The 12,225-nt window shown below is 41.3% G+C and carries 12 protein-coding genes and 1 pseudogene; all 13 read left to right on the top strand.

What is annotated here, in order from left to right; genetic code table 11:
* Positions 1 to 142: 142 nt before the first annotated feature.
* Positions 143 to 433, top strand: a pseudogene (locus KSO91_RS13580) (GGDEF domain-containing protein); the annotation flags it as partial.
* Between the two features lie 28 nt (positions 434 to 461).
* Positions 462 to 1,073, top strand: coding sequence for a fumarylacetoacetate hydrolase family protein (locus KSO91_RS13575; protein ID WP_238743541.1), 612 nt, complete (start codon positions 462 to 464; stop codon positions 1,071 to 1,073).
* Positions 1,074 to 1,265: 192 nt separating this feature from the next.
* The gene (gene pheS / locus KSO91_RS13570; RefSeq protein WP_238743540.1) at positions 1,266 to 2,246 is read left to right on the top strand and encodes a phenylalanine--tRNA ligase subunit alpha; all 981 of its coding nucleotides are present in this window, start codon (positions 1,266 to 1,268) and stop codon (positions 2,244 to 2,246) included.
* Between the two features lie 11 nt (positions 2,247 to 2,257).
* Positions 2,258 to 4,645: a phenylalanine--tRNA ligase subunit beta gene (pheT, locus tag KSO91_RS13565; RefSeq protein ID WP_238743539.1), complete on the top strand. Its 2,388-nt coding sequence runs from the start codon at positions 2,258 to 2,260 to the stop codon at positions 4,643 to 4,645.
* A 3-nt stretch (positions 4,646 to 4,648) separates the two neighbouring features.
* On the top strand, positions 4,649 to 4,957 hold the full coding sequence (locus tag KSO91_RS13560; protein ID WP_238743538.1) for an integration host factor subunit alpha: 309 nt from the start codon (positions 4,649 to 4,651) through the stop codon (positions 4,955 to 4,957).
* A 237-nt stretch (positions 4,958 to 5,194) separates the two neighbouring features.
* A complete protein-coding gene (nrdR, locus tag KSO91_RS13555; protein ID WP_238743537.1) occupies positions 5,195 to 5,644 on the top strand; it encodes a transcriptional regulator NrdR in 450 nt (149 codons plus the stop codon).
* A gap of 47 nt (positions 5,645 to 5,691) precedes the next feature.
* The gene (gene ribD / locus KSO91_RS13550; RefSeq protein WP_238743536.1) at positions 5,692 to 6,837 is read left to right on the top strand and encodes a bifunctional diaminohydroxyphosphoribosylaminopyrimidine deaminase/5-amino-6-(5-phosphoribosylamino)uracil reductase RibD; all 1,146 of its coding nucleotides are present in this window, start codon (positions 5,692 to 5,694) and stop codon (positions 6,835 to 6,837) included.
* Position 6,838: 1 nt separating this feature from the next.
* Positions 6,839 to 7,504: a riboflavin synthase gene (locus tag KSO91_RS13545; protein WP_238743535.1), complete on the top strand. Its 666-nt coding sequence runs from the start codon at positions 6,839 to 6,841 to the stop codon at positions 7,502 to 7,504.
* A gap of 28 nt (positions 7,505 to 7,532) precedes the next feature.
* Positions 7,533 to 8,639, top strand: a complete 1,107-nt coding sequence (ribBA, locus tag KSO91_RS13540; protein ID WP_238743534.1) for a bifunctional 3,4-dihydroxy-2-butanone-4-phosphate synthase/GTP cyclohydrolase II — start codon at positions 7,533 to 7,535, stop codon at positions 8,637 to 8,639.
* Positions 8,640 to 8,702: 63 nt separating this feature from the next.
* Positions 8,703 to 9,170, top strand: coding sequence for a 6,7-dimethyl-8-ribityllumazine synthase (ribH, locus tag KSO91_RS13535; protein ID WP_238743533.1), 468 nt, complete (start codon positions 8,703 to 8,705; stop codon positions 9,168 to 9,170).
* Between the two features lie 5 nt (positions 9,171 to 9,175).
* Complete coding sequence (nusB, locus tag KSO91_RS13530) at positions 9,176 to 9,604, top strand: transcription antitermination factor NusB (RefSeq protein WP_238743532.1); 429 nt, start codon at positions 9,176 to 9,178, stop codon at positions 9,602 to 9,604.
* Positions 9,605 to 9,688: 84 nt separating this feature from the next.
* Positions 9,689 to 10,408, top strand: coding sequence for a DUF445 domain-containing protein (locus KSO91_RS13525; protein WP_238743531.1), 720 nt, complete (start codon positions 9,689 to 9,691; stop codon positions 10,406 to 10,408).
* A 636-nt stretch (positions 10,409 to 11,044) separates the two neighbouring features.
* Positions 11,045 to 12,225 (top strand): Ig-like domain-containing protein (locus KSO91_RS13520; protein ID WP_238743530.1); only part of this gene is annotated, 1,181 nt, incomplete at its 3' end.

The raw sequence follows: 12,225 nt of genomic DNA, 5'->3' as shown, positions 1-12,225 counted from the left end.
AGTTCAATTTTTTTTACATTTATTAAAAATAATTTGAAGAAAAGAGAAATTTAGCGCGAAAAGTATTTTTTGATATCTCTCGCAGCCCTTGTATAGCTTGAAAATTATTTTCACCGAGAATTGCTGACGAAAATTCAGTGATAATATGCGTGATGGCGCGGCTGTGTACCGTTTTGGCGGTGAAGAATTTGTTATCTTATTGCCTAAAAGCAGCTTACGCATTGCCCGTCATTTTGCTGAGTCGTTGCGCAAGTTGCTTGAAAAGTTAACCTTAAAAGATAAACGTACTGCTGAAACGATAAAAAATATCAGCGCTTCATTTGGCGTTGCAGAATTTATTAAGGGTGATTCACTAAGCAGTTTAATTGCTCGAGCAGATGATCATTTATACCAAGCAAAACGTTTAGGTCGCAACCGTGTGTTACCCATTTAACGGCGAAAAAATAAACAGGTAGGTAAATTTGCAAAATATTATTGTTGATGGCGAGATAGTGTCGCCTTCTAAAGTTGTCTGTATCGGGCGTAACTATGTTGATCATATTAAAGAGCTAAATAATGAGATACCTAAGCAGATGGTTATTTTTGTCAAACCCAATTCTGCTATCAGTAGCGCTATAGTCTGTGATCAAAAAGAAGCAATTCATTATGAAAGTGAGATCTCTTTTGTGATTGACGGTGGGAAAATTAGTGCGGTTGGATTTGGACTGGATCTCACTAAACGAGCACTACAGACGCAATTAAAAAATCAAGGTTTACCATGGGAGCGGGCCAAATCCTTTGATAAATCAGCTGTATTTAGCGAATTTGTCGGTTTTACTGGCGATATTAAAGCACTCTCTTTGCAACTATTTATTAATGACATTTTAATTCAGGAAGGCGATGTTGCTTTAATGATTAATAAACCACTGGAGATTATTGATGAGGTCAGTACCTTTATGAGTTTTGCTGCAGGCGATATTTTGATGACAGGCACACCCAAAGGGGTTGGAGAGCTGTTTTGTGGCGATCGCTTTATGGGCCGAATGTATAATGGTGAACAACTGATTATTGAAAAATGCTGGATAGTGCTGTAGTGATGATGCTTTCATAAATGGGTATATAGTTTATTGAATGTCATTCGTTAGAGCCTATTTATTATGGATAACTTTGTCTTTTTACACCGTTACTATCGTTCATTTCACCACTGCACTAGCCTTATCCCTCTGATTTGCGTAAAATTGCAGCCAATATTTTTCAATCACTTGCTTTAGGTAGAGATAAAATCAATGCAGCACCTAGATGAAATCGTTGCGAATGCGCAACAACAGATAGAAAATGCCCAAGATGGTAATGAATTAGAACAGATCCGCCTACAGTATTTAGGTAAAAAGGGTCTGATGACAGAAGAGATGAAAAGCTTAGGCAAACTGCCTCCTGCTGAAAAACCCGCAGCAGGGCAGATGATTAATCAAGCCAAACAATCGATTCAGGCCGTTTTAGTTGCGCGTAAACAAGCAATGGAAGCGCAAGCATTAAATGCTAAATTAGCGGGTGAAACAATTGATGTGACGCTGCCTGGTCGTGGTGCCCAATTGGGCGGGATCCATCCGGTTACTCGTACTGTTGAGCGTATTACCGAATTCTTTGCTGAACTCGGTTTTGAAGTGAAAAATGGACCTGAAGTTGAAGACTGTTACCATAACTTTGACGCATTAAATATACCGGCGCATCATCCAGCGCGTGCGGATCATGATACCTTCTATTTCAGTCCGGATCTTGTATTACGCACACAAACATCGGGTGTGCAAATCCGTACCATGGAAAACAGCAACCCGCCAATACGCATCATCTCTCCAGGGCGGGTTTATCGTAATGATTACGACCAAACCCATACGCCAATGTTCCATCAGGTAGAAGGTTTGATGATTGCTGAAAATGTCAGTTTTACACAACTTAAAGGTGTGTTGCATGACTTTCTACATAACTTTTTTGAACAAGATCTTGAGGTCCGTTTCCGCCCCTCTTACTTTCCCTTTACAGAGCCTTCGGCTGAAGTCGATGTGTTAGGTGAAAACGGTTGGCTTGAGGTCTTAGGTTGCGGCATGGTGCATCCCTCAGTTTTACGCTCTATGGGCGTTGATCCAGATAAATATTCAGGTTTTGCATTCGGTATGGGGGTTGAGCGTTTAACTATGTTGCGTTACGGCGTCAATGATTTGCGTTCTTTCTTTGAAAACGATCTTCGTTTCCTCAAGCAATTTAAGTAAGGGTTAAGATAATGAAATTTAGTGAAGCTTGGTTACGAGAGTGGGTTAACCCTGAAATTACACGTGATGAATTAATGCATCAAATCACCATGGCTGGTCTTGAAGTTGATGATGTACAAGCGGTATCCGGCGAATTTACAAAAGTCGTCGTAGGTGAGGTGGTGGAATGCGGCCAACATCCTGACGCCGATAAATTACAGGTGACTAAAATCAATATTGGTTCAGATCAGTTACTTGATATTGTATGTGGCGCCAAAAACTGTCGTTTAGGCTTAAAAGTCGCAGTCGCGGTTGTCGGAGCTGTTTTACCTGGGGATTTTAAAATAAAGGCTGCAAAGCTACGCGGTCAGGCATCATTGGGCATGTTATGCAGTGAATCCGAATTAGGGATGGCAGAGAGTGCTGATGGGATCATCGAATTGCCGCTTGATGCGCCAATTGGTGTTTGTGTGCGTGAATATTTACAGCTTGATGATGTCATGATTGATGTCGATTTAACCGCTAACCGTGCAGACTGTTTAGGTATTGCCGGTCTTGCACGCGAAGTGGGTGTGTTAAATGGTTTGTCGGCGACAGAGCCGACATGGGATAATGTTGCGCCCAGTATTACAGATCAACTGGCAATTAACTTACAAGCGCCAACTGCATGTCCGCGTTACTTAGGTCGTGTGATTCGTGGCATTAATCAAGATGCTGTCACTCCACTATGGATGGTTGAGAAATTACGCCGTTGTGGTGTGCGCAGCGTTGATGCAGTCGTAGATATTACTCAGTATGTTCTGCTTGAATTTGGTCATCCAATGCACGCCTTTGATTTAGATAAATTAGAAGGTGATATCAATGTTCGTCTTGCTGTTCAAAATGAAAAGCTGACATTATTGGACGGTAAAGAAGTCAAATTAAACAGTGATACCTTGGTGATTGCAGATCAACATAAAGCCCTTGCCATGGCAGGTATCTTTGGTGGTCTGGATTCCGGTGTGACACAGGGCACAAGCAACATTTTCTTGGAAAGTGCATTCTTTGCGCCGCTTGCCATTGCAGGACGTGCTCGTGCTTACGGTCTGCATACTGATGCTTCTCATCGTTATGAACGTGGTGTAGATCCTCTTTTGCAAGTAAAAGCAATAGAGCGTGCAACACAGCTTCTAATTGAAATCTGTGGTGGTGCTGTTGGCCCGATTACTGAAGCTGTAAGTGCAGAAAACTTACCCTCTCAAACAACCATTACATTACGCCGTAGTAAATTAGATGGTTTAATCGGTATTTCAATTGATGCTGATCGTGTTAAAACTATTTTGACTCAACTTGGTTGTGAAGTGGCGGTAACAGCAGAAGGCTGGAAAGCCGTTGCACCAAGCTACCGTTTTGATATGGAGATTGAAGAAGATCTTATCGAAGAGGTCGCACGTGTTTATGGGTATAACAATATTCCCAATATAGCACCGCAAGCTGCACTGACCATGCCGCTGCACAATGAAGCAACACTTAAAATAGCGAAAATTCGTGATGTATTAGTTAATCGTGAATATCAGGAAGCTATCACCTATAGTTTTGTTGACCCTGACAAACAGCTCCGGCTACATCCGCAAGCTGATGCATTAATTTTACCGAACCCTATCTCTAAAGATATGTCGGCAATGCGTGTAAGCTTATGGACTGGGTTGCTGGAAAGTGTTTCCAAAAATCAAAAGCGTCAACAAGCCCGTGTACGTTTATTTGAAACGGGATTACGTTTTGTTAAAGATGAAATGGCTGAGAATGGCATTAAACAGCAAGAAATGCTCTCAGGCGTGATTATTGGTAATTTAAATGATCAACATTGGAATATAGAAAGTCGAGCGGTTGATTTTTTTGATCTTAAAGCTGATTTAGAAGCCGTACTGGATCTATGTGTTGATCCATCAAGTTTTGAATTTAAAGCTGAGATGCACACTGCCTTACATCCTGGCCAGTCAGCGGGGATTTATCGTGAAGGCAAAAAAATCGGTTATATTGGTACGCTTCATCCTAGCTTGACTAAACCTTTTGCTTTAAATGGCGCTGCAATTGTATTTGAACTCGAGTTAGAGCAAATAATTACTCGCAAAATACCGCAAGCTAAGGAAGTATCTAAGTTTCCATCTAACCACCGCGACTTAGCATTTGTTGTAGATGCACAGTTAAATGCTGGTAAGGTCTTAAAATTTATAGAAAAAAATGGCGGAACGGAATTAGTTGGCATAAACTTATTTGACGTATACCAAGGACCTGGTGTAGAAATGGGTAAGAAAAGCTTAGCGATAGGTTTGATCTTACAAGATACAACTCGTACTTTGGAAGAACAAGAGATTGCTGATAGCGTGAATAAGATTGTAGAAGCAGTTTCTACGGAGTTTAATGCATCGTTGAGAGATTAATTTATGGCACTGACTAAAGCTGAAATATCAAATCATTTATCAGAAAAAATTGGTTTAAGCAAACGCGAAGCAAAAGAGTTTGTTGAGTCGTTTTTTGAAGAGATTAAAGCCACACTCGAAGCTGGAGAGACGGTTAAAATCTCTGGTTTTGGTGGTTTTGAATTAAAAGATAAAGGTGAGCGTCCAGGCCGTAACCCCAAGACTGGCGAGGATATTCCTATTGCCGCTCGTCGAGTTGTTACATTTAGAGCTGGACAGAAACTGAAAGAGTTGGTAGAAGAAAACTTACCGGATACAGCAGATAAACTTTAGTTTTCTCATCAACATAAAAAAGTCGCATTTGCGGCTTTTTTTTTATTTTGAATGCCATAACTCGTTGTCAAACGGGCTATTTGAGCGCCTGATTGTTTTTTTTAGCTAGCTGAATAGATGCTAACCTCAGAATTAGCATCTGGGTGCCGAATAGGTATAGAATAAAGCTGTTCGTTATAATCGGACGTAATGAAATATTTAAGCACAATTAGACCAAATTCAATATGAGTGAGAATTATGTACTGTCCTTTTTGTAGTGCGCAAGACACGAAAGTGATCGACTCTCGATTAGTTGCAGAAGGATCGCAAGTACGTCGTCGCCGTTCTTGTAATGAATGTAGCGAGCGTTTTACCACGTTCGAAATAGCTGAGCTAGTGATGCCCCATCTGATCAAATCAGATGGGCGACGAGAGCCCTTTAATGATGATAAGTTATTGGTAGGGATTCATCGTGCACTTGAGAAAAGACCCGTAAGCATTGAAGCAATAGAAAGTGGGCTTAATAAATTAAAATCAACGCTGCGTGCAACGGGCGAGCGTGAAGTAACCTCGAAAATGGTGGGGGAGTTGGTGATGGAATTACTGAAAAGTTTAGATAAAATTGCCTATATTCGCTTTGCTTCAGTGTATCGCTCCTTTGCAGATGTTAAAGAGTTCGGTGAAGAGATAGCTAGGCTAGAAAAATAGCCGTTTTTACTCAGGTTAAAAGTTAAAAAGTTAAAGGTTAAAGATTAATGAATGCAGCTCACTTTTCAGATGCAGATAAAATCTACATGTCGCGCGCTATTGAAATCGCCAAAAAAGGTCGCTTTACTACCGCTCCTAATCCTAATGTCGGTTGTGTCATTGTCAGTAATAATATTATTATCGCTGAAGGTTTCCACCAAAAAGCAGGCTTACCACATGCTGAAATTAACGCGCTCGCTTTTGCCCAAAATAACGCTCTTAATGCGACTTGTTATGTGACATTAGAACCATGCTCTCATTATGGTCGCACCCCTCCGTGCGCCTTAGCGTTAACAAAAGCGGGCGTTAAACGAGTGGTGATCGCTATGGTTGATCCTAATCCGCAAGTCGCCGGACGTGGCATCCGTATTCTACAAGAAGCCGGTATTGAAGTGGATGTTGGCTTACTTGAAAATGAAGCACGAGATTTAAATCGCGGCTTTATTAAACGGATGCAGACTCATAAGCCACGTGTTACCGTTAAATTAGCGGCCAGCTTAGATGGCAAAACCGCCTTGAGAAATGGCGATAGCAAATGGATTACCGGACCGCAAGCGCGTATCGATGTGCAGTATTATCGCGCTCAGCAAAGTGCTATTTTGACCGGTTGTGGCACAGTGATTGCGGATGATCCCAGCCTAAATGTACGTTATCCGGAATTGCAACAAAGTGCAGGATTTGCAAACGAAATCACTGCTAAGACGGTCCGGCAACCAGTTCGTATTGTGCTTGACGCGCATAATAAGTTAAGTCTCAATGAGAAGCTTTTTACACTTGCCGGCCGCGTTATCTTGGTTGCACTTTCGCCACGAACAGATCTTCAAAGCAAGCAGTTTACAGCCGATGTTGAGCAGATTATATGCGCAGAGGATGAAGCGCGTCGTATCGATCTTAACATGCTGCTAACGCGTCTAGCCGAGGAAGAAATAAACGACCTTTGGGTAGAAGCAGGGGCAATACTTTCGGGGGCGTTTTTTGACCAAGGGTTAGTAGATGAATTTATACTTTACCAAGCACCTAAATTAATGGGCGATCAGGCGAGAAACTTAGTAAACTTACCCGATTATTCAAAAATGGACGATGTTGTGCAATTAACGCTGCAAGATGTAGCGATAATTGGTCATGATATTCGCCTTATCAGTAAGCGAGATTAATATGTTTACAGGCATTATAGCAGCAGTGGGACATGTCACTGCAATCAAGAAAAATGAAAAAGATATGACCATTAGCATCGATTCAGGCGTATTAGATTTAAGTGATGTTAAATTGGGGGACAGTATTGCCAATAACGGTGTCTGTTTAACAGTGACACGATTAAGTTCTCAGGGATTTGATGCCGATGTCTCTAATGAGACAATAAAACGCAGCGGCTTTGCGAATATAAAAACGGGTTTTGCAATCAATTTAGAGAAAGCGATGCAGATTGATGATCGCTTGGGTGGGCACATTGTCAGTGGACATGTTGACGGTGTCGGCGAAGTGACTTCGATTACGCCGTTGGGTAATGCCGTCGAATATTGGATAAAAGCACCTGATGAACTTGCTAAATATATAGCTGAAAAAGGATCCATTACGATCGATGGTATTAGCTTGACCACCAATGAAATTGACGGTGCTTGTTTTAAATTAACGATTATTCCGCATACGATAGCACAAACTAATATGGCCAATTATAACGTTGGCACTCAAGTTAATTTAGAAGTGGATCTGATATCCCGCTATTTAGAACGTCTGATGTTGGGTGAAAAAGCATCGCAAAGTATAAAAAAGCAAGATAAATCAACAATGGATCTGCTCACGCGCAGCGGCTTTTTAGGTTAACCCCCCAATAATCGAATTAGGAACAAATATGCAATTAAATACTACTACTGAAATAATTGAAGACATTCGTTTAGGCAAAATGGTTATTTTAATGGACGATGAAGATCGCGAAAACGAAGGCGATCTTATTATGGCTGCGGATTTAGTCACGCCCGAAGCAATTAATTTTATGGCGACTAATGGTCGTGGACTGATCTGCTTAACGCTGACCGAAGACCATTGTGAACAAATTAAATTACCCTTAATGGTGAGTGATAACACCGCTGCTTTTTCGACAAATTTTACCGTTTCAATTGAAGCGGCGAGAGGAGTCACTACTGGCATTTCTGCTGCCGATCGCGCGGCAACGGTTCTTGCTGCTATTGGCAAAAACGCCAAACCTGCTGATATTGTGATGCCCGGTCATATTTTTCCGCTTAAAGCGCAGGCGGGTGGCGTGTTAACGCGTGCTGGTCATACCGAAGCTGGATGTGATTTGACGCGCTTAGCGGGACGCGAATCAGCGGCGGTGATTGTGGAAATATTAAATGAAGATGGCTCTATGGCACGCCGTGCGGATCTTGAACTATTTGCTAAAAAGCACGAACTAAAATTGGGAACCGTGGCGGATTTAATTGAATATCGCAATAATAATGAAACCACCATTGAACGTATTAGCAGTTGTAAATTACCCACAGAGTTCGGTGAGTTCGATTTGGTGGCTTACCAAGATACAATCGATAAGCAAGTTCATTTCGCTTTAGTGAAAGGGGTGATTAAAGAAGGGGCTGTGACTAATGTGCGTGTGCATTTACAAAACACGTTTACGGATAATTTCTTTTCGGACCGCTTAGGTGCACGTACTTGGCCTTTAAATGATGCCATGCAACGTATTGCTAAAGAGGGAGGTGTACTTGTGATGTTGGGGCATCAGGAAAACGCTGAGTCGTTACTTGAACAAGTTAAACATATCGCCAAGCAAGATGCGGGTGAACGCGGAGCAACTAAACCGCAACGTGTCAGTCGTCGTGTTGGAGTTGGATCGCAAATTTTGCGTGATCTCGGTGTACAGAAAATGGCTCTGTTAAGTTCTGAAAAGAAATATCATGCACTGAGCGGCTTTGGTCTGGAAGTGGTTGACTATATCTCTGAGTAATCAGTATTAGGCATAAAATAAAAATGTGCTAGAATGCACAAAATTTAGCAATAAGGGTAGAAAATGAAAATAATTGAAGGTGGCTTGGCTGCTCCACAAGCAAAAATAGCAATAGTGATCTCTCGTTTTAACAGTTTTATTAATGAGCAGTTATTAGCTGGTGCAATTGATACCCTTAAACGCACTGGTCAAGTTGAAGATGCAAACATCACTGTAGTTCGTGTTCCGGGGGCCGTTGAGCTTCCACTTGCAACTAAACGTGTTGCCGCATCTAAGAAATATGATGCAATCGTTGCACTAGGCACTGTTATTCGTGGCGGTACACCGCATTTTGAGTTTGTTGCTAATGAATGTAATAAAGGTCTTGCGCAAGTTTCAATGGATTTTGATATACCCGTTGCTTTTGGTGTTTTAACGACAGACTCAATCGATCAAGCTATCGAGCGCGCAGGCACTAAAATGGGTAATAAAGGTAGTGAAGCAGCATTAAGTGCTTTAGAAATGGTCAATGTTATGGCGGAATTAGGATAATGAAAATGAAACCTGCAGAGCGCCGTCGCGCTCGTCAATTTGCAGTACAAGCGGTTTATCAATGGCAAATAACTCAACTAAATGCAGGTCGTATTATTGATCAGTTTGAAGTTGATCAAGATTTATCAAAAACCGATATTACGTATTTTAAAGAACTACTAACGGGTGTTATTCACCACGTTGAGTCTTTAGATGAAAAACTATCACCTTATCTTTCTCGTAAAATTAAAGATGTTGATATGGTCGATCTGGCTGTATTACGCATTGCAATGTTTGAACTCACTTGTCGTACAGATGTACCGCATAAAGTGGTTTTGAATGAGGCGATTGAGTTGGCAAAAGATTTTGCCACTGATGAGTCTTATAAATTTGTTAATGGTGTCTTAGATAAAGCGTTACGCAGCTTAAAACTCCGAGAAGAAGTGGAAGATTAGCCACTAGTTATGCTCGAAACGTTAAAATCCAGTCGTCATTTATTTAGCGACTGGATTTTTTTTGGATCAAAAAAGGGAAATATAATGAATAAAAGTTTTATCACTAATTTAATCGCAGCTGTTATTTTGCTTGTCGGTTTGTTACTCGGTGAGAAAGAATATGCAGCGGCATTAACTATGGTGGGGTTATTTGCTCTTTCCGGTGCGCTGACCAATTGGCTTGCGATATTTATGCTTTTTGAAAAAATACCCTTTTTATATGGATCCGGCGTTGTCCCTGCACATTTTGAGGAGTTTAAAAAAGGCATTCACGCATTGATGATGGATCAGTTTTTCACCCTTGACAATGTTGACCGTTTTTTAAATGCGGGCTCTCTATCACCGTCACATATTAACCTTACCCCTGTTATTGATAAAGTTGATTTTAACCCAACCTATGATGGCCTAGTGGCCGTTATTATGAATTCTTCATTTGCGAACATGCTAGTTATGTTTGGCGGCCAGGAAGCGTTAGCGCCACTACGTGAACCGTTTATACAACAGATGAAAAAATCAATAGTCGATTTAACACAAGATGAGAAGTTTATTGAACTGTTAAAAAATGAGGTTGAGCAACCGCATATGATGCAGGATATCTTAGCCAAAATAGAAAATATTATTGAGCAACGTTTAAATGAGTTAACGCCGTTACTCGTTAAGCAGATCATACAAACCATGATTAAAAAACACCTCGGCTGGTTGGTTGTCTGGGGGGGGGTGTTTGGTGGCTTGATTGGTTTTATCAGCACCTTTGTCATGGTTTGAAATTAACGGCATAGTGTTTTATATGTTATGCCGTTAATTTAAATGAATACCTAATCTAGTTAATATTTATTGAGTGCTAAATATTTTAGTATGCTGGTTTTGCATTATTGCTTGATGATAAGCACCCTGTAGATAAAAATACCCCGAGCAATAAAACATCCCATCAAAGACAAATAAAACAGAAATACTATCTTCCTTAAACATGTCTCATAAAAAAGTTGTATCTTCAGATAGGCCAGTCTAAAATGTTAATAAAGTGTTGGTAAGCTGTTAAATTAAAGGCAGCGGCAAAAAACTGTTTTTATTGTAGTTATATTGCCCCGATATAATTAAGCATTTATTTAATGTGATTCAAAGCGTAATTGAGCCCCTTGTTTCCCTTGTTTCCATTGATACCTAGCTGTATTCTAGCAGTAATGTGTGTTAAAGGCTTTATTTATGAGAGACGCAGCGTATTTATCCTGCCATCTAAATTTCTTCTTAGATTACATTTTTTATTGCATTACAGCAGATCTTGTTTCTTATTTTTTTAATTTAAAAGCATTTTTATATGCTTATTGTTAATAAGTCAGCTAAACAAGAAGTACATATTACTAAAATAAGCTTAGCAGCAGATATGAACATGGAGAGTAAATCATGAGTAACGAAATCATCAATGATAATAAAAATATTTTAGTAGTAGATGCAGAAAATGACGTATTAATAACGGATAAAAATAGTGTGCCTCAAGTTGATATTATAAATCAACAAGCAGTTCAGCCTGAAAGTGCAGAGCAACTGCTGGCCAATGAAATAGACGCAATTCAAACCGCCATTGAAACTGATGACGGTCCAATAGAAGAGCTTGAAACAGCCGCAGGTGTTGCTTCTGATGGTGGTAGTTCATCGGCAGTTGGATTTGACCGTGACGCAGCTGAAGTGATAGCAAGTACCGAATTCGAAACTGCAGGTTTTGCTTTTTTACAAGAATCTGAAATTATTACAGATAGCAGTGCTGAAGTAGTCGAAATTATAGCTAATAGCCCACCGATAATTAATGCGGACAATGGCACTACTGATGAAGACAGTAGCATCACGGTTGCTTATACAGCCGGTGATGTAGATGGTATTATTGTTTCCACAACTGCGACTGTGCCAGTTGAGCAGGGTACGGTAAGTATTAATCAAACTGACAGTACTATTACCTTCACCCCTGCAGAAAATTTTAACGGCGATGCGACAATTACGCTGATCACCACTGATAATGACGGTGCCACTGCAACCACCACGTCTGATATCGCCGTGACTGCGGTCACCGATGCCATGAGTGATGGTAACGAAGCCGTGAGCACCGCCGAAGACACCGATCTATCGGGCAATGTGTTAGACAATGTCTCCGATGCAGACAGCAGCAGCCATTCCGTGACCAGCTTTAGCGTGGGCGGTAATACTTATAATGTCGGCGATGTGGCGAGCACCTCGGCCGGCACGATTACGATCACCAGCACCGGCGCATATACCTTCTCACCGGCCACGAACTTTGTCGGCAATATGCCACAAGTGACCTACGCGCTGGTTGATAATAACGATCCGGCCGACACCGATACGTCCACGCTGGATATCGCCGTGACTGCGGTCACCGATGCCATGAGTGATGGTAACGAAGCCGTGAGCACCGCCGAAGACACCGATCTATCGGGCAATGTGTTAGACAATGTCTCCGATGCAGACAGCAGCAGCCATTCCGTGACCAGCTTTAGCGTGGGCGGTAATACTTATAATGTCGGCGATGTGGCGAGCACCTCGGCCGGCACGATTACGATCACCAGCACCGGCGC

The organism is Psychromonas antarctica (genome assembly GCF_022267535.1).
GTDB lineage: Bacteria > Pseudomonadota > Gammaproteobacteria > Enterobacterales > Psychromonadaceae > Psychromonas > Psychromonas antarctica.
This window is presented reverse-complemented; position numbering and strand designations above follow the sequence as displayed.

Excerpts from the sequence above, each read along its gene's own strand:
- KSO91_RS13525 (WP_238743531.1), top strand. The coding sequence starts at position 9,689 with ATGAATAAAAGTTTTATCACTAATTTAATCGCAGCTGTTATTTTGCTT.
- KSO91_RS13560 (WP_238743538.1), top strand. The coding sequence starts at position 4,649 with ATGGCACTGACTAAAGCTGAAATATCAAATCATTTATCAGAAAAAATT.
- ribBA (WP_238743534.1), top strand. The coding sequence starts at position 7,533 with ATGCAATTAAATACTACTACTGAAATAATTGAAGACATTCGTTTAGGC.
- ribD (WP_238743536.1), top strand. The coding sequence starts at position 5,692 with ATGAATGCAGCTCACTTTTCAGATGCAGATAAAATCTACATGTCGCGC.
- pheT (WP_238743539.1), top strand. The coding sequence starts at position 2,258 with ATGAAATTTAGTGAAGCTTGGTTACGAGAGTGGGTTAACCCTGAAATT.
- pheS (WP_238743540.1), top strand. The coding sequence starts at position 1,266 with ATGCAGCACCTAGATGAAATCGTTGCGAATGCGCAACAACAGATAGAA.
- ribH (WP_238743533.1), top strand. The coding sequence starts at position 8,703 with ATGAAAATAATTGAAGGTGGCTTGGCTGCTCCACAAGCAAAAATAGCA.
- nrdR (WP_238743537.1), top strand. The coding sequence starts at position 5,195 with ATGTACTGTCCTTTTTGTAGTGCGCAAGACACGAAAGTGATCGACTCT.
- nusB (WP_238743532.1), top strand. The coding sequence starts at position 9,176 with ATGAAACCTGCAGAGCGCCGTCGCGCTCGTCAATTTGCAGTACAAGCG.
- KSO91_RS13545 (WP_238743535.1), top strand. The coding sequence starts at position 6,839 with ATGTTTACAGGCATTATAGCAGCAGTGGGACATGTCACTGCAATCAAG.